Annotated in this window: 21 protein-coding genes; 3 read left to right on the top strand and 18 right to left on the bottom strand. The window is 71.4% G+C overall.

Translation table 11 applies throughout. The annotated features are described in order from the left end of the window. Positions 1-27: 27 nt before the first annotated feature. Entirely contained in the window at positions 28-1,230 is a 1,203-nt protein-coding gene (locus tag CcI49_RS20425) for a CoA transferase (protein ID WP_076828686.1), read from the top strand. Here the strand turns inward: CcI49_RS20425 and CcI49_RS20420 are convergent. The 6 genes from CcI49_RS20420 to CcI49_RS20395 all read right to left on the bottom strand — a co-directional run bounded on the left by CcI49_RS20420 (position 1,206) and on the right by CcI49_RS20395 (position 8,008). Continuing rightward, complete coding sequence (locus CcI49_RS20420) at positions 1,206-2,486, bottom strand: MFS transporter (protein ID WP_076828683.1); 1,281 nt, start codon at positions 2,484-2,486, stop codon at positions 1,206-1,208. The genes CcI49_RS20425 and CcI49_RS20420 overlap by 25 nt on opposite strands. Positions 2,487-2,497: 11 nt before the next feature. Then, positions 2,498-3,505, bottom strand: coding sequence for an ABC transporter permease (locus CcI49_RS20415; RefSeq protein ID WP_083749636.1), 1,008 nt, complete (start codon positions 3,503-3,505; stop codon positions 2,498-2,500). After that, positions 3,502-4,332, bottom strand: a complete 831-nt coding sequence (locus tag CcI49_RS20410; RefSeq protein WP_076828681.1) for an ABC transporter ATP-binding protein — start codon at positions 4,330-4,332, stop codon at positions 3,502-3,504. Before CcI49_RS20410 ends, CcI49_RS20415 begins: the two co-directional genes overlap by 4 nt. Before the next feature lie 49 nt (positions 4,333-4,381). Beyond that, on the bottom strand, positions 4,382-5,536 hold the full coding sequence (locus CcI49_RS20405) for a CoA transferase (RefSeq protein WP_076828679.1): 1,155 nt from the start codon (positions 5,534-5,536) through the stop codon (positions 4,382-4,384). Continuing rightward, positions 5,533-6,744 (bottom strand): CaiB/BaiF CoA-transferase family protein, encoded by a 1,212-nt coding sequence (locus CcI49_RS20400; RefSeq protein WP_076828677.1) that lies wholly within the window; start codon positions 6,742-6,744, stop codon positions 5,533-5,535. Before CcI49_RS20400 ends, CcI49_RS20405 begins: the two co-directional genes overlap by 4 nt. A 127-nt stretch (positions 6,745-6,871) precedes the next feature. Continuing rightward, the gene (locus tag CcI49_RS20395) at positions 6,872-8,008 is read right to left on the bottom strand and encodes a hypothetical protein (RefSeq protein WP_131831146.1); all 1,137 of its coding nucleotides are present in this window, start codon (positions 8,006-8,008) and stop codon (positions 6,872-6,874) included. Between the two features lie 267 nt (positions 8,009-8,275). Between CcI49_RS20395 and CcI49_RS20390 the strand changes: the two genes are divergently transcribed. Together CcI49_RS20390 and CcI49_RS20385 are read left to right on the top strand one after the other, a co-directional pair. Next, the gene (locus CcI49_RS20390; RefSeq protein WP_054567814.1) at positions 8,276-11,290 is read left to right on the top strand and encodes an AAA family ATPase; all 3,015 of its coding nucleotides are present in this window, start codon (positions 8,276-8,278) and stop codon (positions 11,288-11,290) included. Positions 11,291-11,429: 139 nt separating this feature from the next. Beyond that, positions 11,430-12,647 (top strand): CoA transferase, encoded by a 1,218-nt coding sequence (locus CcI49_RS20385; protein WP_076828673.1) that lies wholly within the window; start codon positions 11,430-11,432, stop codon positions 12,645-12,647. A 156-nt stretch (positions 12,648-12,803) separates the two neighbouring features. Here CcI49_RS20385 and CcI49_RS20380 read toward each other — a convergent pair whose 3' ends face one another. From CcI49_RS20380 to CcI49_RS20325, 12 genes are all read right to left on the bottom strand, one after another. Further along, positions 12,804-14,669 carry an NAD(P)/FAD-dependent oxidoreductase gene (locus CcI49_RS20380; RefSeq protein ID WP_131831144.1) on the bottom strand — a complete coding sequence of 622 codons (1,866 nt, stop codon included), beginning with the start codon at positions 14,667-14,669 and terminating at the stop codon, positions 12,804-12,806. A 240-nt stretch (positions 14,670-14,909) separates the two neighbouring features. Further along, positions 14,910-16,100 carry a galactokinase gene (gene galK, locus CcI49_RS20375; protein WP_076828669.1) on the bottom strand — a complete coding sequence of 397 codons (1,191 nt, stop codon included), beginning with the start codon at positions 16,098-16,100 and terminating at the stop codon, positions 14,910-14,912. Between the two features lie 299 nt (positions 16,101-16,399). Further along, positions 16,400-17,209: an NAD(P)-dependent oxidoreductase gene (locus CcI49_RS20370; protein ID WP_054567976.1), complete on the bottom strand. Its 810-nt coding sequence runs from the start codon at positions 17,207-17,209 to the stop codon at positions 16,400-16,402. A gap of 29 nt (positions 17,210-17,238) precedes the next feature. Next, on the bottom strand, positions 17,239-17,979 hold the full coding sequence (locus CcI49_RS20365; protein ID WP_116437454.1) for a 3'(2'),5'-bisphosphate nucleotidase CysQ: 741 nt from the start codon (positions 17,977-17,979) through the stop codon (positions 17,239-17,241). Between the two features lie 14 nt (positions 17,980-17,993). Continuing rightward, positions 17,994-19,922: a sulfate adenylyltransferase subunit CysN gene (cysN, locus tag CcI49_RS20360; RefSeq protein WP_054567977.1), complete on the bottom strand. Its 1,929-nt coding sequence runs from the start codon at positions 19,920-19,922 to the stop codon at positions 17,994-17,996. Positions 19,923-19,938: 16 nt separating this feature from the next. Beyond that, on the bottom strand, positions 19,939-20,868 hold the full coding sequence (gene cysD / locus CcI49_RS20355; RefSeq protein WP_054567978.1) for a sulfate adenylyltransferase subunit CysD: 930 nt from the start codon (positions 20,866-20,868) through the stop codon (positions 19,939-19,941). Further along, complete coding sequence (locus tag CcI49_RS20350) at positions 20,868-21,626, bottom strand: carboxymuconolactone decarboxylase family protein (RefSeq protein ID WP_076828666.1); 759 nt, start codon at positions 21,624-21,626, stop codon at positions 20,868-20,870. Before CcI49_RS20350 ends, cysD begins: the two co-directional genes overlap by 1 nt. Positions 21,627-21,665: 39 nt before the next feature. Beyond that, positions 21,666-22,700, bottom strand: a complete 1,035-nt coding sequence (locus tag CcI49_RS20345) for a zinc-binding dehydrogenase (RefSeq protein ID WP_076828662.1) — start codon at positions 22,698-22,700, stop codon at positions 21,666-21,668. Beyond that, on the bottom strand, positions 22,697-23,503 hold the full coding sequence (locus CcI49_RS20340; protein WP_076828660.1) for a sugar phosphate isomerase/epimerase: 807 nt from the start codon (positions 23,501-23,503) through the stop codon (positions 22,697-22,699). The genes CcI49_RS20345 and CcI49_RS20340 overlap by 4 nt, the downstream gene beginning before the upstream one ends. Then, complete coding sequence (locus CcI49_RS20335; RefSeq protein WP_076828659.1) at positions 23,500-24,735, bottom strand: MBL fold metallo-hydrolase; 1,236 nt, start codon at positions 24,733-24,735, stop codon at positions 23,500-23,502. Before CcI49_RS20335 ends, CcI49_RS20340 begins: the two co-directional genes overlap by 4 nt. Further along, the gene (locus tag CcI49_RS20330) at positions 24,732-26,003 is read right to left on the bottom strand and encodes a sulfotransferase (RefSeq protein WP_076828657.1); all 1,272 of its coding nucleotides are present in this window, start codon (positions 26,001-26,003) and stop codon (positions 24,732-24,734) included. The genes CcI49_RS20335 and CcI49_RS20330 overlap by 4 nt, the downstream gene beginning before the upstream one ends. Next, entirely contained in the window at positions 25,994-26,800 is an 807-nt protein-coding gene (locus CcI49_RS20325; protein WP_054567823.1) for an SDR family oxidoreductase, read from the bottom strand. Before CcI49_RS20325 ends, CcI49_RS20330 begins: the two co-directional genes overlap by 10 nt. Positions 26,801-26,825 lie beyond the last annotated feature (25 nt).

The raw sequence follows: 26,825 nt of genomic DNA, 5'->3' as shown, positions 1-26,825 counted from the left end.
TAACTCGCCGGCGCTGTCGTGGGCGGCATGTCTGACACGCCTCCTCCCGGCCCGCTCGCTGGCATCAGGGTTGTCGAACTGGCCGAGTGGGTCTTCGTGCCGACCGTCGGCGCGCTGCTCGCCGACCTCGGCGCGGACGTCGTGAAGATCGAGCACGTGCGCCGCGGTGATCCGTACCGGTCCCTGCGCACCCACGGCCAGCCGCCCGACGTCGGCGTCCAGATGACCAACCGCGGCAAGCGCAGCGTGGCGCTGGACCTGAAGAACCCGCTGGGCCTGAACCTGTTCTGGGAGCTGCTCGGGGACGCCGACGTCCTGCTCACCAACTTCCGTCCCGCGGCGGCCGAACGGCTCGGGATCACTGCCGAGGAGGTGCACCGCCGGTATCCGCGCGTGGTCCTCGCCCGCGGCTCGGGTTTCGGCCGGCGCGGCCCGGACCGGGACACTCCCGGCTACGACCTCACCGCCTTCTACGCACGCGGCGGCCTCGCCCAGGCCTTCGCCGGCCAGGACGCCCCCTGGCCACCGCCCATGCCCGGTGCCATCGGCGACCGCACCGCCGCGGTGGCCCTGTCCTACGGTGTCTGCGCCGCGCTGCTGCGGGCCCACCGCACCGGCATGGGCAGCACCGTGGACGTCTCCCTGCTCGGCATGGCCGCCTGGTTCATGTCCGCCGACCTGATGCGGGCCGCGTCCGGCATGAGCGACGCCGTCGACCACGGCCGGGGCGCCACCTCGAACCCACTGGTCAACTTCTTCGCGACCGCCGACGGGCGCTGGGTCAGCCTCTGCCTGCTGGAAAGCGACCGTTACTGGCCGCGGCTGGTCGAGCTGCTGGGCGTGCCGGGCCTCGCGGCCGACCCGCGCTTCGTCGACCACCACGCCCGCGCCCGGGAGAAGGCGGCCTGCCTGGCGGAGCTCGACGCGGCGTTCGCCCGGCACACCCTCGCCGACATCCGGGCCCTGTTCAGCGACTTCGACGCGCCCTGGGCGGCCGTCCAGTCCGCCGACGAGATCGTCCAGGACCCGCAGGTGGTGGCGAACGGCTACGTGACCCGGATCGAGGAGCGGGGCGTGCCCACCGTCCGCGGGCCGGTCACCGTCGACGACAGCGCGCCGGCGCTGGCCCGCGCCCCGGAGTTCGGCGAGCACACCGAGCTGGTGCTGCTCGAATGCGGCAAGACCTGGGAGGACATCGCCGCCTATCAGTCGGCGGGCGCGATCCCCTGACCCACCGCCGCCGCACGGTCGGCGGGAGCGGGCGCGGTGACCGGCGCGCCCGCTGCCGACGCCGACGCCTGGTCGGCCGCGGTTCCCTGACGCCACAGCAGGGTGCCGGTCACCACGGCTGTCGCAGCCAGTGCCGCCACCGCCCAGCGCGGTCCCAGCCGGTCGCTGAGGAAGCCGTCGGCGAGCGCGAAAACCGGCTTGCTCGTGGCGACGCACACCGCGAACAGCGCCATCACCCGGCCGAGCGCCACCGCGGGCACCCGCTGCTGGATCAGTGACAGCGCCCGGTTCACCCCGAGGATGAAGGCGCTGCCCATGACAGCGACGGCCACGAGCGCCACCGGCAGCGAGGGTGCGAGCGCCACCCCGGCCAGCCCCAGGGCCTGGACCAGAATCGCCGCGGGCAACCGGCGGCGGAACCGCTCGACCCACGAGGCGAGACCGATCGCGGCCAGCGCGGCGCCGCCAGCGAAGGCCGTCATGATCGATCCGGCGGCACCGTCGTCGCCGGCCAACGTGACGCCGAGCGCGGGCCCGAGGGTGACCGCCGCGTCCGTCGCCCCGCTGACGACGAACGCGACAGCCAGCAGTGTGGTGACGTAGCGGGTCCGCCGGACGGTCTCCAGCGTCGCGAGCAGCCGCGGCCTCGACGCGGGCCGTTCCTGCGGTGCCGGCCGGACCAGCAGGATCGCCAGCAGGTAGAGCAGGAACGTCACCGTGTTCAGGGCGAAGACCACGGTGAAGCCGAAGCTGCCGACGAGCAGGCCGGCGAGGACGGGAGCCACCGCGCGCGCCAGGTTGAACTGAGCCCCGTTGAGCGAGAAGGCGCTGTCGAGCTGCGCGGGGGTGACCAGCAGCGGCACCAGCGCGAGCTGCGCCGGTGTCTGGAAGGCCAGGAAGACGCCGAGGACCAGCGTCACGGCCAGTACCAGCGCCGGTGTCACCGTTCCGGTCGCGCTGGCGACCACCAGGACGAGTGTCGCCGCCGCACCGAGCAGCTGGCAGACGATGATCGTCAGCCGCCGGTCGACCCGGTCGGCCACCGCGCCGGTCCAGCGCACGAGCAGGATCGGCGCGGCGAACTGGGCCACGCTCACCAGCCCGACCTGCGTGGTCGAGCCGGTGAGGCGGTAGACGAGCAGCACGGCCGCGAAGTTCTGCGCCCAGGTGCCGATGTTCGTCAGGGTCGAACCGAGGAAGAACATCCCGAACCGGCCGGGCCCGGCCAGCAGCCGCCACAGGGCGAACCGGTGCATTCCCCGGCCTGTCAGCGGTCGTTGCGGGTCCAGGGCAGCAGCAGGGTGCCCGCCCACTTGATCGCGCTCTGGAACAGCACACCGAACACGGCGGCGACGACGATGCCCACATACATCCGGCCGGTGTCGAAGACCTGCCAGGAGCTCCAGATCATCGCGCCGAGGCCGTTCGCGCCCTGGATCATCTCCATGCCGACCAGGACGAGCACCGCCATCCCGGCCCCCAGCCGCAGGGCGTGGAACACCTCGGGCAGGACCGCCGGGACCGTCAGGTGGCGGAACGTCTGCAGCCACGACGCCTGGAACGAGCGCATCGGCTCGTGCATCGGCGCCGGGACGCTGACCACCGCGGCCAGCGTGGACAGGCAGGTCACGAAGAACGCACCGAGCCCGGTCAGGATGATCTTCGGTGCGTCGCCGACACCGAACACCAGCAGCAACAACGGGAAGATCGCCAGCTTCGGCACCGTGTAGAGGGCTGAGACGATCGGCTCCAGCGCCACCCGCAGCGCCCGGACCGTGCCGAGCAGCAGGCCGAGCAGGATCCCGGCCGCCGCTCCGCCGGCGTAGCCGTAGATGAGCCGGACGAACGTCTTCCACAGGTTCTCGCCGAGGTAGCCGCTGCTCACCGAGTCACCGAACGCACTGGCCACCTCGGTCGGCGGGGGCCAGAACTGGCGGTCGATCGCACCGCTGGTCGACGCCCACTGCCACAGCAGCAGGAGCACGATCGGGGTGCCGAAGCGCAGCGCCATGTCCACCACCCGCTGCCGGCGCTGGTAGCGGGACCGGTCCCGTTCGAGCGCACCGGGCGCACGGACCACCGTGACCGCGCCACCGGCCGTCGCGGCGGTCGCCGAGGCGGATGCCGGACGAGCACCTGGTTCGGGAGATGACGCGCCCGGTTCGGGAGATAAGGCGGCGGTGGCCGCCGGTCGCGCGGTGCCGGCGTCCGGTGCCGGTGCCGGTGCCACCTGCGGCGCCGGTGGCATGCTCTGCTGGCTGCTGCCAATGCTCACGAGATCACCTGCTCTGCGAGGGCGGTGTGGTGACGGTCGGAACCGGTGTCGGCTCCGCCGGGGTTGTGGTCGCGGATCTCCCGCCGCAGCAGGGACCACAGGTGGTCCTCAAGGGCGGCGAACTCGCTGGTGCCCCGCAGCGCCGCCGAGCGTGGCCGGGCGAACGGCACCTCGACCTGCTCCAGGATGGTGCCGGGGCCCGCCGACATGACCACCACGCGGTCGCCGAGCAGGATCGCCTCGTCCAGGTTGTGGGTGACGAAGACGACGGTGCGCCGGTCCTGCTGCCACAGCGCCAGCAGCTCCTCCTGCATGACCAGCCGCAACTGCGCGTCGAGCGCCGCGAAGGGCTCGTCCATGAGCAGGATCTCCGGCTCGACGACGAGCGCCCTGGCGATCGAGACACGCTGGCGCATGCCCCCGGACAGCGCGTGCGGGTAGGCCTTGCGCACGCCGTACAGGCCGAGCCGGTCGAGGATCGCCTCGACGCGCCGTTTCGCCTCCCGGCGCGGCACCCGGGCGATGTCCAGGCCGAGCCGGACGTTCGCCTCCACGGTCTTCCAGGCGTAGATGCTGTAGTCCTGGAAGACCACGGCCATCAGATGCCGGCTGATGTCGTCGTGCTCGATCGAGACCGCGCCGCCGGTCGGGTTGACGAGCCCGGCGATGATGCGCAGGAGCGTCGACTTCCCGCAGCCCGACGGCCCGACGACGCAGACGAACTCGCCGTCGCCGATGTCCAGGTCGAGCGGGCCGAGTGCCTGGACCGTCCGGGTGCCAGTGCCGAAGGTGCGCTCCACTTCCTGGACCGCGATTTTTCTGGCCATCTGCTGTCCGTTCCTCTCCGTCCCGGCGGACTGGTCGCTGCTGCCCCGCTCACGCGAGGACCTCGTCGGTGTGTTCGCCCAGGTGTGGGCTGATCCCGGGAACCACCGGCTCGAACGCACCGAACCGGACCGGTGGGACCGTGTGCCGGATGCGTCCGACGCCGGGCTGCGTCGTCTCGTGGAAGAAGCCGGCGCCGGCGAGCTGCGGGTTGCGGTGCATCTCCGCGAGGGTGCGGACGACCCCGATCGTCACGTCGTTGTCCACCAGCCGGCGGGCGGCCTCGTCGCGGGTCAGCGTGCGCGCGGCCGCCCGGGCCTCGGCGAGGAACGCGTCGAGCAGCCGGGGGCGCGCGCCACCCGGCCCGGGGCCGGCCTCCTCGGCCAGACCGGCGTAGCGCGCCAGGTCGAGGCCGAGCACGCGGCACAGGCCGCCGACCGCACCGGGCCGGCCGAACGACACCGTCACCCACCCGTCGGCGAGCTGCAGGAAGTGCCGCCGGCCCACGGTCACGCCGCGCGACGGTTCTCGCGGGGCGTCGAGAAGGGTCTCGTCACCGGCTACATCGGCCCACAGGAAGTCCACGGCGACGTCGAGCATCGGCACCTCGACGAGCTGGCCGCCCAGTCCGCGCTCGCGGGCGAACAGCGCCGTCACGGCGGCCTGCGCCGCGGCCATCGCCGTTATCTTGTCGATGATCGTGTGCTCGGAGAACCGCGGCACACCGTCGGCGCCGGCCTGCAGGTCGGCGAACCCGGCCTCCGCCTGGATCACGCTGTCGAACGCCGGCCGGTCGGCGTCCGGTCCGGTCGGCCCGAAGCCGGTGACGGCCACGACGATGACGTCCTCGTTCACCGCGCGCAGCTGCTCGTAGGCCAGGCCGAGGCGTTCGGCCACCGCGGGGCGGAAGTTCTGCACCACGATGTCGGACCCGGCCACCAGCCGGTGCGCGGCGGCGAGGCCCTCCGCCGTGCGGAGGTCGAGGACGATTCCCCGCTTGCCCCGGTTGACCATGTGGAACATCGCCGAGATGTCGCCGGCCCGGGTGCCCGACCAGCGGGCCTGGTCGCCCTCGGGCCGCTCGACCTTGATGACCTCGGCGCCCTGACCGGCGAGGATGCCGGCGGCCCAGGGCCCGGCCAGTGCCGTGGACAGGTCGACGACCTTCACCCCGGCGAGCGGGCCGTGGCGGTGACGCGCTGTCATCTGGCCGCCGCCTCGGCCGGCGCCACCGAGTCGGCCAGCCCTGCCACCTCGACCGCCTCGGCTGACCCTGCCACCTCGACCGACCCGGCGGACCTGGCCGACCGTGCTGACCCGGCCCATTCCCGCCGGCATTCCTCCGCGGTGGCCGGGCGGGGCAGCGCGGTGACCCGTCCCGGCGTCCGCGAGAACCGCGGCACCGGCGCCGGCTGGACGATCCCACCGACGTCGACGAAGGCCTCCCGGGCCACGCTGTGCGGGTGGGCGATCGCCTCGCCCTGCGTGAGAACCGGGGTGACGCAGGCGTCGAGCCGGTCGAAGACCTCCCGAAGCTGCGCCGACGTCCGCCGGGCGATCGCTGCGGCCAGCGCCGCCCGCAGCTCCTCCCGCCGGGCGATGTCGAGCGGCCCCGGCACCTCGGCCGGGTCGAGCCCGAGCCCGGCCAGCAGGACGTCGAAGAACCGGGGTTCCAGCGCCCCGACCGCGACGTGGCGTCGATCGGCCGTCTCGTACACCTCGTAGGCCGGGTGCCCGGTGTCGAGGAGGTTGGTACCGCGGGGGCCGAGCGCCAGTGCCGGCGCGTGGAACGCCGTCATCAGGTGGCTGACGCCGTCGACCATCGCGCAGTCGACCACCTGGCCCTCCCCGCGGCGGTCGGCCTCGCGCAGCGCGGCGAGGATGCCGAACGCGAGCATGAGGCCGCCCCCCGCGAAGTCGCCCACCAGGTTGAGCGGCGGGACAGGCGGGCCGTCCCGCCTCCCGAAGGCGTCCAGCGCGCCGGCGGCCGCGATGTAGTTGATGTCGTGACCGCCCCGCTCGGCGAGCGGGCCGCTCTGGCCCCAGCCCGTCATCCGCACGTAGACGCTCCTGGGGTTGCGCGCGGTGATCTCGGCCGGCCCGACACCGAGCCGCTCGGCGACGCCTGGCCGCCAGCCCTCGACGACGACGTCGGCGGCCACGGCCAGGCGCAGCGCGGCGGCCTGGTCGTCCGGCCGGCGCAGGTCGAGGGCGACGAGCCGTTTGCCCCGGTCGAGCAGGTCCACGCCGTCCGGGCGGTTCGGGAAGGGATGTCCGGGCCGGGTGATGCGGACGACGTCCGCGCCGTGGTCGGCCAGCAGCATCGCGCCGTACTGGATGGGCCCGATGCCGCCGAGCTCGACGACGCGGAGGTCGGCCAGCGTCCCGGTGCCGGGCCTGGCAGGCTGGGTCATGTCTGCTCCCCTCCTGGGATGCGGTGCGTTCCGGGCACGGTTCGTCCGCCGAACTCGGGGCGTTCCGGAGGTGGGGCGTTCCGGAGGTGGGGCGTTCCGGAGGCGGGCCGGATGTGTCCGCCGGCTGCTAGCTCTGCTGCGCGAAGCCGATCGCGTCGAGGTAGCGGTAGTCCCAGAGGTCCGACTCGGTCAGGTCCTTGTCGTACTTGAGCAGGCCGCGGGCCCGCCAGAACCCCTGGCCGTCCGACAGGGCCGGGGCGATGTGGCTCTGGAAGGTCGGGTCGAAGTACAGCTCGGGAATCGACCTGAGCTTCGCGGTGTCCATCTCCAGCACCTTCGCCAGGGCACTGAGCGTGTCCGGGTCTTCCTTGTAGCCCGGCTGCAGCTTGTCGAGGGTGGTGCGGGCCATCGCCCGGACGAACGCCAGCGTGACGTCCTCCCGGCCCTTCATGGACCTGCCCTCGACGATCCCGGAGACGGTCGCCTTCGTCGGGATGACGCCGGACATGAACTCGCAGCAGGAGTCGTCGCTGAGCTGCTGGTCGTACGGGGAGTTGACCTGGCCGGCCGCGGCCGCCCCCTGCTGGAGCGCCTGCGACACCAGGGTGGCGTCGAACTGCTCGAAGGTCAGGTCGGTGGGCTTGACGGAGTCACCCCCGGGCAGCGTCCTGATCCACGCGGCCATCTGGAAGGCGCTGGGGCTGCCGTCACCGGAGACCGTGAGGATCTTCTTGCCCTTGAAGGCCGCGGCCGTCAGCTCACCCCCGGAGGGGTTGAGGACCGACTTGTTGGCCCAGAAGCCCTGGGTCGAGTCCTCGGGCTGGCTCGCACCGGGGAAGATGAACCGCACGTCGGGGTTCGCGGAGACGATGTTGAAGAACCCGGCCGTGTAGGAGCCGAAGACCATGTCCAGCTTGCCCTGGGTGACCAGGAGCGTGGTCTCGGACACTCCGGCGTAGGTCAGCTCGACCTTGATGTTCTCCTTCGCGAGCTCGTCGGTGGCCAGCAGCAGCGCGGAGAAGGACTCCAGCTTGGAGCTCACGCCGATGCGGAGGGTCTCCTGCCTGGCCAGTGGCTGGGGCGCGAGCGGATCGCCGGTCGACGACGCCAGCGGAAGCGTCGAGGCGGCAGAATCGCTCGTGTCGCCGCCTCCCCCGCACGCGGCGACCGCCGAAGCGAGTAACAGCCCGACCGCCATCGTGCGTGGCCAGGCGAGTCGCCGACCCACCCGGGCGGCGCGTGCTCGGCCGTGTCCTACGGTCACCACGGACTCCTCTCTCGGTCCCCACGGCAGATGCCCAGTGGCCGGGGACGGTCGGCCGCACGATCTGCGGGCGGTGTTACCTGCGTCATTACGGGTGGATTCGTCGGGCCGGACGCCCTCGGGCAGGGCGCTGACCTGCGCGGCCGCGCACTCGTCCGAGATTGCGATGGGTCGCGAGGCGGAGCTAACATCCCTTTTCCCGGCATCTGCGCTGCTCCGGGGGCTGACCACTCGCATCGACGCGGGACCGAAAGGAACGCCTGCCCGGTGACCACGACAGCCGACGACGAGCGGCGGGCCGGTGAGACCCGCCCGGGGCTGCCCGGTGCGGTGCTGCACCGCCCGCGGGTCGACCAGCTGCTGGAGAGGTCGTTCGCACGCTCCCCCGCGGTGCTGATCTCCGCTGCCCCGGGCGCCGGCAAGACGGTCGCGGCGCAGCTCTACAGCGCCGCGCTCGACCGCCCGACGATCTGGGTGACGCTCGACGGCTCCCACGTCTCACCGCACCGGCTGCTGGCCACGCTCCTCGACGCGCTGCGGGACCTCCGGCCGGCGCAGGCCCAGGGCTCGACGAACCCGGCCTTCCGGATCGAGGCCTCGCTGCCCGAGGCCGCGGCGGTGGCCGCCGGCACGATCCAGCGCCGCCCCGCACTGCTCGTCATCGACGAGTGCCAGTACCTGATGCTGGCCGACGAGGCGCGGCACGCCCTCGGCACGTTCGTCGTCGGCGCACCCGACACCCTGCGGGTCCTGCTGCTGTCCTCGGGCGCGTTGAAGGGCTTCATCGAGCATCGGCTGGTCGAGGGCGGGATCTCCCTGGTGGCCGACAGCGACCTGGCGCTCACCGAGGAGGAGAACCGCCAGCTCGCCGAGCTGCTCGCCAGCGACACCGGCCAGGCCGCGAAGGTCATGCGGGCAACCGGCGGGTGGATGGCCGGCGCGGTCTTCAGCTACCGCTTCGGCCTGCACGAGCAGAGCCGGACGAACCACCTGCCCACGGTCCTCATGTCCGCGGTCCTGGAGCGTCTTCCGGCGGAGGACGCGCAGTTCCTGCTGGACACGAGCATCCCCACCGCCGTCACCCGGGAGGCGGCGACYGCGCTGTGCGGCGACGACGGCCACCGGCTGTGGGACACGGTGCGCTCACGGCATCTGCCCGCCACCACGATGTCCGACGACGCGGTCGTCTACCACTCGCTGTTCCGCACCTTCCTGCAGCGCACTCTGCTGTCGACCGAGCCGCGCCGGCACGCGCTGATGGTGCGCCGCTACGCCGGCCATCTCGCCGACAGCGGGCGGGTCGAGGAGGCGGTGGAGCAGTACCTCTCGATAGACGCCCGGGACGAGGCCCTCCTCGCCTTCGACCGCGCGGCCGAGGGACTGCTGGCCCGGTCGGACTGGGCCACGTTCCTGCGCTGGGCGGAGCGGATCGGGCGCGACCGCATCACCACGAACCCGCGGCTCATGGCCGGCCTGATCCGCTCGCTCTTCGGGCAGCACCGCTTCGAGGACACGATCTCGCTGATCCGCCGCCTCGACGTCACCGGCTCGCTGCGAGCCTGCACCGAGGCCGACCCGGCCCTGCTCGCCACGGCGGCGTGGGCGCTGCAGTCCGACGTCGCGGAGGCACACCGGCTGCTCGACCGGTACCGGGGCGACTACCGGTCCGAGGTGCTGCGGTTCATGACCGAGGCCACCTGCGGCCTGCGGCCGGCCACACCTCCCGTCTGGCGGGAGTGGGGCGACTTCGAACGGCCCTTCAGCTGGGGGCTGTTCCTGCAGGGCCGGACGAAGGAGCTGCGCCGCCTCGCCCCCGACGACCCGGCGGCACCTGTGCTCAACCCGAACGTGGTGCTCGGCATGTGCTTCACCGGCGATCTGGCCGACGCCCGGGACAGCCTCGAACGCGTCCCGCCGGAGCTGCGGGAACGGCCGCACACCCGCTACATCGAGGCCGTCGTCCAGCTGGCCGAGGGCGACGCCGAGGCCAGCATCGCCACCCTGGACGCGGCGTTGCACAACCGGGAGCGCAGCCCGTACGCGATCTCGCCGGCGTACCCGATGTTCCACGGCTGGGCGCTGCTGCTGGCGGGCCGGGCCGAGGAGGCCCTCACCGAGCTCGAACGCTCCGTCGAGGCGACCGCCCGCTCGGGGCATCTGGCACTGCTGGAGTGGGGGCAGGCGTTTCTCGGCTGCGCCCTGCTGACCCTGGACCGCGCCGCCGAGGCACGTGGCTTCCTCGAGGAGTGCGTGCGTTCCATGAAGGCGGCGCAGCGGCGCCTCTACCTGCCGCTCGCCGCGGCCGCGCTGTCCGAGGCGCAGGCCAGGACGGGCGACCCGGACGCCGCACACGAGGCCGCGGAGCTGGCCCAGCACACCGCGGCGATGATGGGGACGACGATGTCCTTGTTACCGGTCGTGACGCTGTTCCCGGCGATCGCCGAGCGGGAGGACCGTCATGACCCGTCCGGGCGGCGCTGGCGGCGTCTCGTCGTGGCCCCGTCGGCACGGCCCGTGCGCCGCCCGGCCACCCGCGGCGGCGTGCACCTCGCGCTCCAGCCGTTCGGCGCCAACCGTGACGTCCTCGTCGGCGGCGTACCCCAGCACATCGGACGCCTCAAGATCATCGAACTGACCGCGCTGCTGGTACTGCACCCGGCGGGCGTCGACCGGGCGCAGCTGCAGTCCAGGCTCTTCCCGGACGCCTCCCTGCGCAACGGCGGCAACCACTTCCGCCAGGTGTGCTTCAAGTTCCGCCAGATCACCGGCCTCGCCCTGGACCGCCGCCACGGCAACCTCGTCGGCCTGCCCGGCGACACCGTCGTGGACGCCGCGGACCTGCAGTTCGAGGAGCTGGCCCGGTCCGCCAGCCTGGTGACCGGGCAGGAGCGGGTCGAGCGCCTGCGGCGCACGCTGGCGCTGGTCAGCGGACCGTACCTCAGCGGCAGCGACCTGGCCTGGGCGGAGGAGCGCCGCACCCACCTCGCCGTCGTCGAGGAGGAGGCCCGCCTGGAGCTGGTCAGTCTCCTGCTCGACCTCGGACGTCCCGAGGCCGCGCGCGACGAGTGCGAGATCCTGCTGCGCCTCAACCGCTACAGCGATCCCGGCTACCGGCTGCTCGTCCAGATCGAGCGCAGCATCGGCAGCGAGACCTCGGCGCTGGCCGCCTACAGCCGCGCGGTCGCAGCGCTCGGAGAGCTGGGTCTGCGTCCCGGCGACGCCCGCCGGCTCATCGACCGCCCCCGCCACGCCGTGGGACCGGCCGCGCCGACCGGCGCGTAGGCACCACACCGCCCGGACCGACGCAGACCGGACCGACGCAGACCGGACCGACGCAGACCGGATCACCAGGACCGGGGCACGAGGACCGTAACGGCAGCGATAACGGGTCGGCGAGCAGCATTCCTTCGTGAACGGACCGATGAATGGTGTGCGTGTGGTGGAGGCCGGCTGGTTCGCGTCGGCACCGTCCTGCGCGACGATCCTCGCCGACTGGGGTGCGCAGGTCATCAAGCTCGAACCGCCCGGCGGCGAGCCGGGCCGGGCGACCCTGGCCCGGTCGGGCCCGTCGAACGCGCCGCTGGCCAACCCGCGTTTCGACGTGCACAACCGCAGCCGCCGCAGCGTGGTGCTCAACCTGCTCGAGCCGGGCCCCCGGCGGGTCGCCCACCAGCTCGTCCGTGGCTGCGACGTCTTCGTCACCAACCTGCGACCCAGCGTGCTGCGCCAGATCGAGCTCGACAGCGCCACCCTGCGCGCGGACCATCCCCGGCTGATCTACGCCCATGTCACCGGCTACGGCGACGACCAGGTCGGGCAGCGCCGCAGCTATGACCTCGGCGCCTTCTGGGCGTACTCCGGCCTCGCCTCGCTGTCGGGCGACGCGACCGGACGTCCGCCGCACCCGGCGACGGGCATGGGCGACCGTGCCGGCGGCGCCGCCCTCGCCGGCGCGGTCAGCGCCGCGCTGTTCCAGCGGGAACGCACCGGCGAGGGCACGGTGGTCACCGTGTCGCTGCTGCGGACCGCGATGTGGCTGATGGCCTCGGACGTGGCCGACGCCCTGCACCGAGACGACCGGCCCTACCCCACCGTTCACGAGACCACGCCGAAAGCCACGCTCAACTGCTACCGCTGTGCCGACGGCCGGTGGATCTGGCTCCAGGTGCTGTTCCCCGCCCGAGACTGGTACCTGCTGCTCGACGTCCTCGACGCACACTGGCTGGACGAGGATCCCCGCTTCCACGGCGGCGAACCGACCCGGCTGGCGCAGCACAGCGAGATCCTGGTCGAGACCCTGGAGGAGATCTTCCGGCACCGCACGGCAGCGGAATGGGCGAAGCGGCTGGCCGCCGCAGGCCTGCCGTTCACCCCGGTGCAGAACCTGCCGGAGGCCCTCGCCGACCCGGTCGTGCACGCCAGCGGCGCGTTCCTGGACATCCCGCTCGGCACCGGCACCTACCGTTCGGTCAACTCTCCGGTGGACTTCGCCGGCGCCGACCTGCCGGCCAGCCATACGGCACCGCAGGTAGGCGCCGACACCGAACAGGTGCTGACCGAACTGGGCCTGTCGCCCGCCCAGATCGCCGAGATCCGGGCGACCGAGCACGTGCACGGCCCAGCCACCACTCTCGACTAACGGCACCTCTCACCGCCGCCGCCTTTGCCACTTCTGCTGCCGGGCAGGTGTTGAGGACTCTGGGCGCCGAAACGACCAGATTCCTCAACACCTTCGATTCCGCTCCGACGACAGGCTCTGGGGCGAAGAAATTCCTCCGCTCCTGTCGGGCCGCGCTCACCAGGTAAGCAGGTAGTCGTCCAGGCGCGGCTCCGCGAGCATGCCGTAGAATTCCGGCAGCGCCCACGGGACGTTCGCGACCTGCCGCCCCTGCTCGCTCACGTAGTAGTTGCGTCCCCTGGTCCGGGCGGCCTCGGTAAGCCAGATGATCTGCTCACTCTCGTCGTCGAGGCGCTTGTTGTAGGCGGCGCAGACCTCGGGCCTGATCTCCACCGACCGGATTCCGCGCTCGGCCATCAGCGCGATCATCTGCGCGACATAGCGGGCCCAGTTCTCGATGGCGTTGATGAAGGATCCTGATCTCGGCTGCGAGTTCGGCCCGTACAACATGAAAAGGTTCGGGAACGACGGCATGGTGATGCCGAGATAGGCCCGCGGCCCGTCCTCCTCCCAGGCCTTCTCCTGCGTGATCCCGCCGACGCCGACATACTCGGTCGGGTACAGGTACTTCGTCACCTGGAAGCCCGCGGCGTAGACGATCGCGTCGACCTCGCGGTGCGTCCCGTCGGCGGTCGTGATGCCGGTCTCGTCGATGGCCACGATGCCGTCGGTGACGAGCTCGACATTTTCACGCAGAATCGCGTCGTAGTAACCGTTGTCGACGACAAGGCGCCGCGCCAGCGGTGCGTAGTCCGGGACGCACCGGGCGAACAGCTCGGGGTCGTGCCCGAGCTTCTGGCGGATGATCTCGGTCAGGGTGGCCCGCAGGCCATCGTTGCGCTCGCTGACCTGGCCACCGCGCGCGACCCAGTCCGGGTCGACGGTCTGCGCGGCCTCCATCGACATCCCGATCGCCCAGTTCTTCAGGCAGAACCAGTTCCAGTAGAAGGGAATGCCGTCGAGCAACGCCCGGTCGTCCGCCGAGATCGGCTCCTTGTAGCCCTCCATCGGCGAGATCCACTGTGGCGTGCGCTGGAACTGGTAGAGCCGCTCGGCGGCCTCCGCGAGCCGCGGCATGAGCTGGACCCCGGTCGACCCGTTACCGATCACGGCGATGCGCTGGCCGGCCGGATCCCAGCTGTCATCCCACTGGGTCGTGTGGAAGTGACGGCCCTGGAAGGTCTCGATTCCCGGAATGTCAGGGAACTTCGGCGTGCTGAACATGCCCGCGCCGCTGACCACGACCTGGGTCTCGATGTGCTCGACGCTGGCCGGGCCACCGGTACCGTCGCCGTCGCCGCCGGCTCCGGTCACCTCCAGGTGCCAGGTCCGGCTCCGCTCATCCCAGCTCGCGCGGGTCAGCTCGACACCGAAGCGGATCCGCGCGGACACACCGTGTCTGTCCGCCACATGCTCCAGATAGGCCCGGACGTCCGCCGCCGAGGCGAAGTAGTCCGGCCACGGATAGTTCTTCTCGAACGTGAACTGGTACTGGAAACTGTTCACGTCGACCCGGGCATCCGGATAACGGTTGAGCAGCCACGTCCCGCCGACGGCGTGCTGGCGTTCCAGAATGGTGTAGCGCAGCCCGAGGCGCTCCAGCTGCACGGCGGTGGCGATGCCGCTGGGCCCGGCCCCGATGATGACCACGCCCAGATCATCGGCGCCCGCGGGCCGGCCTGCGGACCAGTGCGCCGCGCGGGGAAAGTCGTCGACGCACAGCTGCTCGCGGCCGAGCCGGAACTCACCGTCGGTCAACGGCCGCCCGAGGAACGCCGTCATCATCGCCCGCAGCTCGGCGTCACCGCGCGCGGCACCGGTGTTCTCGGCGAAACCCGGTGCCAGTTCGATCGCCCGACGTCGCACCTGTTCGTGATGGACCGGGTCGAGCTGCGCGGACAGGAACGCGCCACCACGCAGCGGAGTCTGTTCGACCGACATGTCGAGCAGGATCGGATCCCCGGTCAGGTGCGCCAACGCCATCCGCAGAACATTCAGGTTTGCCGCATCGTGCAAACGGGCGATGGCATCCTGCAGACGCGCGATGGCACTGGTCACAGCGGGCTCCACTCTCCGTCAGACGGTTCAGGCGCGGCCGCGGCCGGGTCTGAGCGGTCAGCCAGGAGGGTGGCCAGCCGGTGTTATCGCGATCGTTACCGGCGTTACGGGCTGACGGCCACGAACCAGAACCCGCGGATCAACTGCGCCGACGGGGCCGCCGCGCTAACGGATCCGGTGCGCCCCCGCGGACGGGACGGCGCGGAAGTGGGTGGGCGGCCGGAAGCCGAGCCGGGCAAACTCCTGCGCCACCGCGGCGGCCACCTGGTCGGACCGGGCATCCTCGACGAGGGCGATGACGCAGCCCCCGAAACCGCCGCCGGTCATCCGGGCTCCGTACGCCCCGGCGGCGACGGCGGCCGCCGCGGCGACGTCGAGCTGAGGGACGGTCACCTCGAAGTCGTCCCGCAGCGACGTGTGGGAAGCGGTGAGCAGCGGCCCGATCACCCGCACGTCGTCGCCGCCGCGCAGGATCGCGGCGGTCTCGGCGACACGGGCGTTCTCGGTGACCACATGGCGGGCGCGCCGGCGCAGCTGCGGATCGGCCAGCCCGCGAACGTCGTCCAGGGTCGCATCTCGTAGGGCGGGCAGGCCGAGCTCCCGCGCGGCCCGCAGGCAGGCCTGTTGGCGGGCCGCGTACTCGCCGTCGACCAGGGCGTGGACGGTCCGGGTGTCGATCACGAGCAGGGTCAGGCCGGCGGCGGTCAGATCGAAGGGGATCTGCTCGGACGTCTGGCTGCGGACGTCGAGCAGCAGCGCGTGCCCCGCGGTGGTGAGCAGCGACGCGGACTGGTCGAGGATCCCGCACGGAACACCGACGAAGCCGTTCTCGGCCCGCTGGGCGAGTCGAACAAGCTCCGGACGGCTGAGCGCGAGGGAGAACAGGTCCCGCAGGGCGAGCGCGGTGGCGCATTCCAGCGCCGCCGAAGAGGACAGCCCGGCGCCCTGCGGAACGTCCCCGTCGACGACGATGTCGACACCGCCGAGGTGATGCCCTGCCTCGCGCAGCGCCCAGGCGACACCGGCCAGATAGGCCACCCAGCCGTCGACACCGCCGGGGCTGTCGGCGCCGCTGGCCGCACTGTGGCTGCCGGCGTCGCCGGGTTCCAGCTCGTCCAGCCGAAGGGTGCGCCTGTCATCGGGCTTCTGGGCCGAGTGGATGACGAGCTCGCGGTCATCGCGGCGGGCCGCGGCGACGACCACCTGCTGGGGCAACGCGATCGGCAGCGCCAGCCCCTCGCTGTGGTCGGTGTGCTCGCCGATCACGTTGACCCGGCCAGGCGCGGCCCACTCCCCTTCGGGCGTCCGGCCCATGACGGTCCGGAAGATCTCGGCGGCATCCGACACGCTGCTCACCGATGCATCATCCTCAGGACCACGGCCTCCTCGCCGACTGTCGGCGCGGTCATGGTGGTTCGGCACCACACAATTGTCGCCCGGGGTGGTGAAGCTCCGGCCCGTTCAGGCGTGCGCGACCAGGTGGATCGGCATTCGCCACGCCGAGAACCACATCCGCATCGTCGCCGCTCGCGCCCGCCGAGACCGCCGCGCCGTCTGGCTCTGGAACGACGCCCAGTCTCTGCGCCGCCGTCGTCGACCTCCTCATCTTCGGCGGCACCATCCTCCAGACGGGCGCCGGGCACTGACCACTCTTTCTATTCCAGCGTGCTAAGGGCTGCGTCGACGAGCTTCATCAGAGCGGCGGGTTCGGTTACCCCGTCTGTCCTCGCAACGTCGAGCATGATGCCCACGTCCTTGCGCAACAACGTCGCGGCCTGCCGCAACCCGGTCGTGTTGAAGCCGGAGGCGGCGAGAATCCCGGCGGCTCGACTTCCGCCGCTGCCGTGCGCGAGGACCTGCGCGACCGCGGCGGGGTCCATGCCGAGTCCCTCCGCGAGCGTGAAGGTCTCCCACGCGACGGTGAGCTGCGCGGTGAAGACGAAGTTGTTCAGCGCTTTGGCGAGCTGCCCGCTGCCGAGTTGGCCCAGGTGGATCAGCGGATTCGCGAAGGTCTCCAGCATCGGCCGGCAGCGGGCGACGTCTTCCTCCGCACCGCCGGCCATGACCAGGAGCGCACGCTTGGCCGCGGCGGCGCCGCCGCCACTGACCGGAGCGTCGACGACGGCGATCCCTCGCTTGGCGGCCTTATCCGCGAGCCTCCGGCAGGTGTCCGGATGAATCGTGGAGTGGATTACGACGAGGCCGCCGGGTGCGAGTCCGGCCAGGACTCCATCTGGCCGTAGCAGGACGTCCTCGACGTCGGCGTCGCCGACGACGCAGACGCAGACGATGTCGCTGGACGCACCGACTTCGGCCGGCGTCGCGGCAAGGTTCGCGGCGGTGTCGGCAAAGGGCTCCGTTGACGCGCTTCTGCGGGCCCACAGCGTGAGAGGGAAGCCGTCTTCGACTATGCGGCGCGCCATGGGTGCGCCCTGGCTGCCCAGCCCGATGAATCCGACCCGCATCGACTGTGCGTCGCCGCCACTCGACGTGCTCACAGGTCCCGCAGCGCGTCGAGGACGGCGTCGGCCAGCTCCGGGCGGCAGACCAGCAGGTCTGGCAGGTAGGGGTCGGGCTCGTTGTAGCGAAGCGGCGAGCCGTCAAGCCGGGAGACGTGCAGCCCGGCGGCCGCGGCGACGGCGACGGGCGCGCAGGAGTCCCATTCGTACTGGCCGCCGGAGTGCGCATAGACGTCGACCTGCCCGCGCAGGACCGCCATGGCCTTCGCTCCGGCGGAGCCCATCGGCACCAGGGCGGCCCCCAGCCGGGTGACGAGTTGGTCGACACAGGCGGGCGGCCGGGTCCGGGACACCGCGAGGCGGATCGGGCCGGCGGACCGGGTGGGCAGAGCGGGCGGAGCCCCGGTGTGCAGCACCAGGTCGGCGGCGGGCAGCGCGACGGCGCCGGCGACGGGCTGCCCGTTGACCGCGAGCGCGACGTGAACCGCCCAGTCGTCCCGCGGCGGCTCGCCGTACTCACGTGTCCCGTCCAGTGGGTCGACGATCCATACCCGCTCGTGATCGAGCCGGGCGGGGTCGTCGGTGTGTTCCTCGGACAGCACGGCGTCGCCTGGGCGTGCCTGGGCGAGGCGGCGCAGCAGCAGCTGGTTGGACTGCTGGTCCCCGGCAGCGCCGCCCTGGTCACGGATGACGAGCAGCAGGTCACCGGCCTCGGTGGCGAGGTCCGCCGCGAGCGCGTGATCGTCCACCGCGCTCAGGTCGCGTCCGTTACTCATATCTCGTCCGCCGCTCATGTCTCGTCCGCCGGTGTGAGATGACCGATGTCGCGTAGATAGGCGACGACCAGGTCTGCATTGGTCTCGGCGGAAACCTCGCCGGAGGCGTCGAGACGGATCTCGGGATGGTGGGGTGGCTCGTAGGGAGAGTCGATGCCCGTGAAGTTGACCAGCTCGCCGCGGCGGGCCTTGGCATACAGGCCCTTGCGGTCGCGCGACTCGGCGACCTCGAGGGGCGTGTCGACGAATACCTCGACGAACTCGCCGTCACCCGCCAGATCACGGGCCAGCTGACGCTCGGCACGGAACGGCGAGATGAACGAGGTGAGCACGATGAGCCCGGCGTCGGCCATGAGCCTGGCGACCTCGGCGATGCGGCGGATGTTCTCGACCCGGTCAGCCTCGGTGAACCCGAGGTCCTTGTTCAGTCCGTGGCGGACGTTGTCGCCGTCCAGCAGATAGGTGTGGAAGCCGAGGTCGTGCAGCCGCTTCTCGACGAGGTTGGCGATCGTGGACTTGCCGGCGCCGGAAAGCCCGGTGAACCACACGATCGCCGGCCGCTGGCCCTTGCGTGCCGCCCGCGCTCGCCGGTCGACCTCGACGGCCTGCCAGTGGATGTTGTGCGCGCGGCGCAGCGCGAAGTGCAGCAGCCCGGCGGCGACCGTCGCCTGGGTGAACCGGTCGATGAGGATGAACCCGCCGGTGTCCCGATTGCTGGTGTACGGGTCGAAGGGCACGGCGCGGTCCAGGCTGATGTTGGCGACACCGATCTCGTTCAGATCGAGCGTGCGCGCGGCGCTGTGCTCCAGGGTGTTGACGTTGACCTTGTGCTTGGGCTGCGCGACGGTCGCGCTGACGGTGCGGGTGCCGATCTTGAGCAGGTAGGGCCGGCCGGGCAGCATCGGTTCGGGGCTCATCCACACCAGGTGGCACTCGAACTGGTCGGCGACCTCGGCGGGGGCGTCCGCGGCGGCGAGGATGTCGCCCCGGCTGACGTCGATCTCGTCCGTCAGCGTGATCGTGACGGAGTCTCCCGCGCGGGCGGTGTCCCGGTCGCCGTCGAAGGTGACGATTCGGCCGACGGTGCTTTCCTGGCCACTCGGCAGCACCCGGACCCGGTCACCCGGGCGGACCGCCCCGCCGGCGATCTGCCCGGCGAAGCCGCGGAAGTCGAGGTCGGGCCGGTTGACCCACTGCACCGGCAGGCGGAACGGCCCGGCGTCCGACGCGTTGTCGATCTCGACGGTTTCCAGGTGGCCGACCAGGGTCGGGCCGGAGTACCAGGAGGTGTTCGGGCTGGGGGTGGTGATGTTGTCACCGCGCAGCGCCGACAGYGGGATGCAGGTGACGGCGTCGCCCGCCAGGCCGATCCGGGCGGCGAAGGCCCGGTAGTCCGCCTCGACGGCGGCGAAGACGTCCGGCGAGTAGTCGACGAGGTCGAGCTTGTTGACCGCGAGGACGACGTGGCGGATGCCGAGCAGCGAGACGAGGTAGCTGTGCCGGCGCGTCTGGGTGAGCACACCCTTGCGCGCGTCGACGAGGATCACGGCGAGGTCGGCCGTCGACGCCCCGGTGACCATGTTGCGGGTGTACTGCTCGTGCCCGGGGGTGTCCGCGACGATGAACTTGCGCCGCTCGGTGGAGAAGAACCGGTAGGCGACGTCGATGGTGATGCCCTGCTCGCGTTCGGCCGCGAGCCCGTCGACGAGCAGCGCGAAATCCAGCTCACCGCCCTGCGTGCCGACCTTCTTCGAGTCGGACTCCAACGCCGCGAGCTGGTCGGAGAAGACCAGTTTCGCGTCGTAGAGCAGTCGGCCGATCAGGGTGGACTTCCCGTCGTCGACGCTGCCGCAGGTGATGAACCGCAGCATCGACTTGTGCTCGTGCCGGCGCAGGTATTCCGCGATGTCGGTCGTGACGAGGTCGTCGGTCGCGTGCGCCATCACCGCTCACCCGCCATCAGAAGTACCCCTCATGCTTCTTCTTCTCCATCGATCCGGACGAGTCGTGATCGATCACCCGTCCCTGCCGCTCCGAGCTCGTCGTCAGCAGCATTTCCTGGATGATCGCCAGCAGGGTCGCGGCCTCACTTTCCACCGCGCCGGTGAGCGGGTAGCAGCCCAGCGTGCGGAACCGGACGGAACGCTGTTGGGGAACCTCACCGGGGTGTAGCCGCATGCGCTCGTCGTCCACCATGATCAGTGCGCCGTCGCGTTCCACCACCGGCCGCGGCGCGGCGAAGTACAGCGGCACGATCGGGATGTTCTCCCTGTGGATGTAGAGCCAGATGTCCAGCTCGGTCCAGTTCGACAGCGGGAACACCCGCACGCTCTGCCCCGGTGCCCGCCGCACGTTGTAGAGCCGCCAGAGTTCGGGGCGCTGGTCCTTCGGGTCCCAGCGGTGCTGCGCGGACCGGATCGAGAACACCCGCTCCTTGGCCCGGGATTTCTCCTCGTCCCGGCGAGCGCCGCCGAACGCCAGATCGAAGCCGTACTTGTCCAGCGCCTGCCTGAGTCCCTCGGTCTTCCAGACGTCGGTGTGCAGGGCGGAGCCGTGGTCGAACGGGTTTATGCCCCGCGCGAGCGCCTCCGGGTTCTGGTGGACGAGCAGCTCCAGGCCCAGGTCGCCGATCAGGCTGTCCCGGAAGTCATACATCGCGCGGAATTTCCACGTCGTGTCGACGTGCAGCAGCGGGAACGGCGGCTTCGACGGGTAGAACGCCTTGCGCGCGAGGTGCAGCATCACCGCGCTGTCCTTGCCCGCCGAGTACAGCATCACCGGCCGTTCGCTCTCCGAAACAGCCTCGCGGAATATCTGGATGCTCTCGTTCTCCAGGCGCTGCAGATGGGTTGCGCCGCCATGAGGTCCCGAAAGGGGCTGTGCTGGCATCATGCGGCCTTCGCTGCCCACGCGGCCTCGGCCGCGTCATGCAACGCCTCGCCCTTGGCGAATCCGTAGTAGGCGGAGAAATGCAGCACGATCTCGTCCATCTCCTCCTTGGTCAGGTCGCCGGAGTGCAGCGCCGAGGAGACGTGGGTCCGCAGCGGTGTCGGGGAGTCGTCGATCGCGACGGAGGCGACCGTGATGATCCGCCGCTCGCGCCGGGTGAGGCCGGGGCGCTGCCAGACATGACCGAAGACGAAGTTCAGGATTCCGGCCTGCCGGTAGGGCGACGAGGGCGGCGGCGCCTGGGTGAGGTTGACGTCGATGAACTCCTGCACGCCCCGCGCGATCCGCCGTTCCCAGTCGTTCTCCCCCAGGGTTTCGTTGGGCAGCACCGGCCACGGCTCGGGATCCCGCCCGTTCTCCTGGGCGATCCGGGCCGACATTCTCGCGATGACGCCTTCGAGGTGGCTGGCCTTGGGCCAGCCGCAGTAGACGGCGAAGTGCAGGACGAACTCGAGCATCGCCGGGAGGTCGATGTCCCCGCTGTTCAGTGCGGCGTAGACGTGGTCGTCGATGGGCCCGGGCGCGTCCGCGGCGGCGACGCAGGTCAGCGTCACCCATCGACGGTCGCGTCGGGAAAGCCCGGGGCGGGACCAGACCTCGCCGAACACGAAGTCACGGGTGAGTGCCTCGTGTGGCGTGCCGGCCGGCGCGGGCTCTCTGGTCATCACCTCGCGGTAGATCTTCTCCGCGTTGCCCATGTTCAGGATCTCCTGCCGTGGTGTCGCGTGGTCTGCGGGTCAGCTCATCCGGAGTGCGACCCGTACCGAGTCACGGCCGGGCGTCGAGCGAGTCAGGAGAGCGAAGGCGTCCTCGAACTTCTCCAGCGGGAACGAGTCGCCGAGCAGTTCGGCGGTCGGCACCTTGCCCGCGTTGATGAGCGCGACGGCGCCCGCGGCGTCGAGGCCGGCGCCGGGGTGCAGCGTGATGCGGCGGGTCGGGATCCAGTCGCTGTGGAATCCCTCGAGCGGGCGGTCCTTCATTCCCGCGATGACGACGTGGCCGCCCTTGTGGACGAGGTCCATGGCCAGGTTCACGGTCACCGGGTTGCCCGCCGCGGCGTCGATGACCACGTCGGCCATCGCGCCGCCGGTGATCTCGCGGACCCGTTCGACGACGTCCTCGGCCTCGACGTCGACGGTGTGGTCGGCGCCGATCCGGCGCGCGCAGTCCAGCCGGAACCGGTCCCGGGCCGTCCCTGTGACGATGACGTTCGCGGCGCCGGCCGCCCTGGCCGCGACGATCGTGGCCATGCCCATGTGCCCGGGGCCCTCGATGACGACGACGTCACCGTCCTTGACCGGGGCGACCCAGGTGACCGCACAGCTCAACGGCTCGAAGACCGTCAGCTGGTCGGCGGGGACGTCCTCGCGCAGCTTGTAGACCATGGACCCGGGCAGCAGCTCCAGGTGCTCGGCGAAGCCGCCGTACAGCCCCGAGCCCTCGTCGACGGAGAAGTCGTGCCCGTAGATGCGGTGGCCGGCCGGTGTGAAGACGATGTCCCAGACCGCCACCCGATCGCCCTCGGCGACGCCCCACTTCTCGGCGGCGGCAGGGTCGATGCGCTCGATGCGCCCGACGATCTCGTGCCCGGGGATGGAGGGGAAGGCGCCGCCCCACGAGGTGTGGACGTGCCCGCGGAAATGGTCGATGTCGCTGTGGCACAGCCCGGTGGCCTCGACCCGCAGGACGGCGCCGCCGGGCTGCGGGGCCGGCACCGGGAGGTCGCGCAGCTCCCATGTCTCGTCGCCGTTGAACACGACCGCCCGGCTCATAACATCACCTTCTCGAGTAGTGCGGTGGCCCGCTCGACGGCGCGGCGGGTCGCGGGCTCGAGGCCCTCGGCCTCGACCGCCGGGCCGACGAGCTCCAGCTCGAACGGCCCGACATAGCCGGTGTCGAGAACGGCCCGCACGAAGGCCTCGACTGGCATGTCCCCGTCGCCGGGGACCATCCGGGTTCCGGCCGGCAGCGGTCCGTCCTCGCGGGCGATGACGTCGCAGAGCTGCGCGACCGCGAGGCGGTCGCCGATCTGGCGCACCGCCGCAGCCAGGTCGGGTTCCCGCCAGCAGTTGCCGAGGTCGACGATGAGCGCGAGGCCGGTGCGGTCGGAGACCTCGGCGGCCTCGCGCAGGGTGTGGACGAACGACCGGTCCGCGCGCTGCGTCGGTTCGATCGCCAGCCGGACACCCCGGGCGTCGGCGCGGGCGAGGCAGGGTGCGGCCGCGTCGGCGAGCGCCGCGGTGAGCTCGTCGAACGCCCGGCCGTCGGCGGCGCCGGGGGTGAAGTAGACACAGCCACCGAGCAGGGCCGCGAGGTCGATGGCCTGGTTCACCCGGGTGCGGGTCGCGTCCCAGGTGTCGGGGGCGCTCAGGTCGAAGGAGTGCGTGATGACCGTCGTGAGGCGCATCGACCGGGAGGTGAGCGCACGCACCGCCTCGCCGCGTCCGTGGTCGGTGAGTTTGACGTCGAGCACGCCCACGCGGTGGACGTCGAGGGAGTCCCACAGGAGCAGCTCGTCGGCGAACGCCCACGGGTAGGTGCACATCTCGCTGACGGACAGCCGGGGGTGGGTCATGACCCGTCCTCCCGCAGGTCACGGATCTCGGCTTCCAGCCAGCGGACCTCGCTGAAGTTCTCCCGGCCGCTGCGCTCCAGCAGCCTTTCGTGGGCCTCAAGCCTGATGTTCAGCGCGTCGGTGTCCTTCGGCGTCTGCGACAGGACGATCTCGGCGAAGTGCAGCGCCTGCAGGGGCCGCCCGGCCGCCAGGTGCGCCTGCGCACGGGTGACCAGCGGTGCCGTGCCGCCGGCGAGCTCGACGAGCTCGCCCCAGATCGCGCTGGCGGGGACGTCGTAGAGCTCGGTCGTCGACTCGTAGCGGAACCAGCCGGCGTGCTCCTCCCAGATCGCCCGCACGATCCACGGGACCTTGCCGTGCCCCTGTGGGATGTCGAGCTCGGGCGGCAGTGTGATCTGCCCCATCAGGGTCCACAGGTCCACACCTGCGTTCATTCCCTCGATGGTCCGGTCACGCAGGTACTGCGTGGCGTCACGCATCCGGGTCAGCTGCTGGCGGATGTTCTCCTCGCCGCTGACCGGTTCGCCGTGCCCGGTGATCAGTTTCTCGGGGCGAAGCGCGATGACCCGGTCGACGGCGTGCAGGTAGCCGATGGCACTGCGGATCTTGTCCCCGCGCACCGTGTACAGGTTCGGGATGTGCCCGAACAGCGGGCCGAACAGGTTGCCGGTGAAGGCGATGCGCTCCGCGGGGAGCCAGACGACCAGCGAGTCGGTCGTCTCCCCGCCCGGGGTCGCGTACAGCTCGATCCGGCGGCCGCCCAGGGTGAGCGTGTGGCTGTCGAGGAACGTTGTCGTCAGGACCGGCTCGGGCGGCTGGTAGAGCGGGTCGACCCGGGTGACGTCGCGGTTCCACAGCCGTCGACTGCGGCGGGCGAAGAACGGCTGCAGGCGGTGGAAGTACTCCCGGACGTCCCCGTGGTTGGCCTGGGCGATCGTCTCCACCTCGGGAGTCACCAGCTGTGACCAGCCGCCGACGTGGTCGGGGTGGCCCTGGGTGAACACGATGGCGCGAACCGGGTGGTCGCTGACCTTGGCGAACCGCGCCCGGATCTGCTCCGCCTCGAAGTACATCCCGGTGTTGATCAGCAGGTCGCCGCCGGGGGTGGTGACCAGATAACTGTTGGAGATGCCCTTCGACGCGTGGATCCCGTCGCCGAGGTCCACGGCGTCCTGCACGCCCTCCCCCGCCCTGACGATGAGGGCGTTGAGTGGCTGCTTCTCCGAGCTCATCGGCTGTCTCCCCTGCGCGCCTCGGAACGGACCCCGAAGGCCTCGGTGTAGAAGGCGAACCGGCGCCGCAGCCCATCCGCGTCGAGACCGAAGTCGCCCTCCAGGTCGTAGACGACCCGGCCGCGCTGGCCGCGGGGATGCGACGCGAGATAGTGCTCGATGTCGGCGATGGTGTCGTCGGTGACCTCGAGCCCGGCGCGTTCCAGCACGCCGGCCGCGGCCTGGACGTCGTTGCCGACGATCTCGTCGAAGTGCACCTCGACGAGCTGTTCGGCAGGTACCAGGTGCCGGTCACGCAGGTAGCTGCGCAGCATCCGTTCGGGACGGTCGACCCAGTAGGCGACGTGGGCGTCGATGTCCGGCTGCTTCTGGCTCATCTTGAGCGCGAGCCCGCGCATCGTCAGCAGGGACTGGATCGTCGCCACGGGGTCGCGGTGGATCATCACGACCGTCGCGTCCGGGTAAGCCGCCAGCAGCGGGCCCAGCTGCTCGCTGTGCTGGTTGGACTTCAGCATCCAGCGCCCCTTGCTGGGATGCTGCCAGGTGATCGCCCGCAGCACGTCCTTCATGTAGCGGTAGTGCGGGGTCTGGTCGTGGGTCAGGTAGTGATCGCGGAAGCCGGGGACGTTCGCCATCCACTCCCACTGGTAGCTGGCAAAGTCCGGCACCTGCAGCTCGTTCTCGCCGCAGGCGTGGTCGGGTGAGTGCTCGTGCATGGCGGCGAAGATCTCGTTACGGCTCAGCTGCTGCCACCGCGCGTCGGACCGGGCCCAGCGCGGGTCCGTCCCGCCCGGGCCCGCCGTCTCGCCCGGGTTCGGAGCCGGCTGCGCGGCCAGGTAGACCGGCAGGTGGCGCAGCCGCCGGTCGGCGGCGAGGAGGTTCTCCAGGTGGGTGCTGCCCGACCGCGGCAGGGCGACGACGTTGATCGGGCGTTCGATCGGCGCGTCGAGGCAGGCGGGGTACTCGTTCCAGTAGTGCTGGATCAGCAGCCGGTTCGCCGCCGCCCGGACGCACTGGTCGACGAAGGTCGCCTTGCTGGCCCGCCACACGTTCCCGTCGGCCTCGACCTCGGCCAGCAGCAGCCCGAGGCGCTCGGTGAAGTCGAGGGCGCCGAAGTCGTCGAGCCCGGTCTGGCGCCGGGCCGCGGCCAGCACCGCGTCGACGCTCATGTCCAGCGGACGTCCCTCGACGGCCTCGAGGGCGGCCCGCTCGGCGGCGGTGCGGGTGTCGGTGCGCATCCCGTCGACGCGCAGCACTTTCACGGCCATGGCGGCAGCTCCGTGATGTCGGTCTTTCCGGCGTTCGCCAGCCATCCGCCGTCGACGACGACGACGTCGCCGGTGTGGAAACGGGATTCGTCGCTCATGAAGTAGACGCCGATCCCGGCGAGCTCGTCCGACTCCGCCATCCGGCCCAGTGGGCTGAAGCGGCGGATGCGCTGGGACAGCGGGGTTTCCTGCGCGACCTGCACCGTCTCGCTCACGGTGTAGCCGGGACAGACCACGTTGCAGCGGATCCCGTAGCGGCCGGCCTCCACCGCGATGCCCCGCGACATCGCCACCATGGCACCCTTCGCGGCGTTGTAGTGCTCCATCCCGGGGCTGCCGGTCAACGCCGACAGGCTGGCGCAGAACAACAACGAGCCGCCGGGGTCACCCTGGTCGTAGCGCCGCTTCATGTGCCGCGCCCCCTCGCGGACGGCGTAGAACGCCCCGTGCTGGTTGACCGCCAGCAGTCCGTGCCACGCCTCGCTGGTCATCTCCACGAAGCTGCGCTCCCGGCGCATCAGGCCGGCGTTGGCGATGACGCCGTCCACCCGGCCCAACTCCTCAACCACTTCGGCCATCGCGGCGACGACCCGCGCCTCGTCGGAGACGTCCACCTCCTGTGCGAGGACCCGGTGGCCGAAGGCAGCCAGCTCCCTGGCGGCCTCGGCGTTCCTGTCCGCGCGCCGGCCCCAGACGACGACATCGCCACCGGCCTGGGCGACCCCGCGCGCGAAGGCCAGCCCGATCCCCGCGTTCCCGCCACTGACCACGACCACCCGGCCCGTTAAGTCGAACATGGAATATTGCTATAGCAAAATCTTC

This window comes from Frankia sp. CcI49, assembly GCF_001983215.1.
Classification (GTDB): domain Bacteria; phylum Actinomycetota; class Actinomycetes; order Frankiales; family Frankiaceae; genus Parafrankia; species Parafrankia irregularis.
The sequence above is the reverse complement of the archived record's forward strand: the minus strand, read 5'-3'. Positions and strand labels throughout refer to the sequence as shown.

What these genes read in the sequence shown, in the direction of transcription:
- CcI49_RS20325 (WP_054567823.1), bottom strand. Translation starts at nt 26,800, where the DNA reads ATGTTCGACTTAACGGGCCGGGTGGTCGTGGTCAGTGGCGGGAACGCG.
- CcI49_RS20400 (WP_076828677.1), bottom strand. Translation starts at nt 6,744, where the DNA reads ATGACCCAGCCTGCCAGGCCCGGCACCGGGACGCTGGCCGACCTCCGC.
- CcI49_RS20330 (WP_076828657.1), bottom strand. Translation starts at nt 26,003, where the DNA reads ATGGCCGTGAAAGTGCTGCGCGTCGACGGGATGCGCACCGACACCCGC.
- CcI49_RS20370 (WP_054567976.1), bottom strand. Translation starts at nt 17,209, where the DNA reads ATGCGGGTCGGATTCATCGGGCTGGGCAGCCAGGGCGCACCCATGGCG.
- CcI49_RS20345 (WP_076828662.1), bottom strand. Translation starts at nt 22,700, where the DNA reads ATGAGCCGGGCGGTCGTGTTCAACGGCGACGAGACATGGGAGCTGCGC.
- CcI49_RS20385 (WP_076828673.1), top strand. Translation starts at nt 11,430, where the DNA reads ATGAATGGTGTGCGTGTGGTGGAGGCCGGCTGGTTCGCGTCGGCACCG.
- CcI49_RS20340 (WP_076828660.1), bottom strand. Translation starts at nt 23,503, where the DNA reads ATGACCCACCCCCGGCTGTCCGTCAGCGAGATGTGCACCTACCCGTGG.
- CcI49_RS20425 (WP_076828686.1), top strand. Translation starts at nt 28, where the DNA reads ATGTCTGACACGCCTCCTCCCGGCCCGCTCGCTGGCATCAGGGTTGTC.
- cysD (WP_054567978.1), bottom strand. Translation starts at nt 20,868, where the DNA reads ATGCCAGCACAGCCCCTTTCGGGACCTCATGGCGGCGCAACCCATCTG.
- CcI49_RS20405 (WP_076828679.1), bottom strand. Translation starts at nt 5,536, where the DNA reads ATGACAGCGCGTCACCGCCACGGCCCGCTCGCCGGGGTGAAGGTCGTC.
- CcI49_RS20410 (WP_076828681.1), bottom strand. Translation starts at nt 4,332, where the DNA reads ATGGCCAGAAAAATCGCGGTCCAGGAAGTGGAGCGCACCTTCGGCACT.
- CcI49_RS20350 (WP_076828666.1), bottom strand. Translation starts at nt 21,626, where the DNA reads ATGGGCAACGCGGAGAAGATCTACCGCGAGGTGATGACCAGAGAGCCC.
- CcI49_RS20420 (WP_076828683.1), bottom strand. Translation starts at nt 2,486, where the DNA reads ATGCACCGGTTCGCCCTGTGGCGGCTGCTGGCCGGGCCCGGCCGGTTC.
- CcI49_RS20380 (WP_131831144.1), bottom strand. Translation starts at nt 14,669, where the DNA reads ATGGCGTTGGCGCACCTGACCGGGGATCCGATCCTGCTCGACATGTCG.
- CcI49_RS20365 (WP_116437454.1), bottom strand. Translation starts at nt 17,979, where the DNA reads ATGAGTAACGGACGCGACCTGAGCGCGGTGGACGATCACGCGCTCGCG.
- CcI49_RS20335 (WP_076828659.1), bottom strand. Translation starts at nt 24,735, where the DNA reads ATGAGCTCGGAGAAGCAGCCACTCAACGCCCTCATCGTCAGGGCGGGG.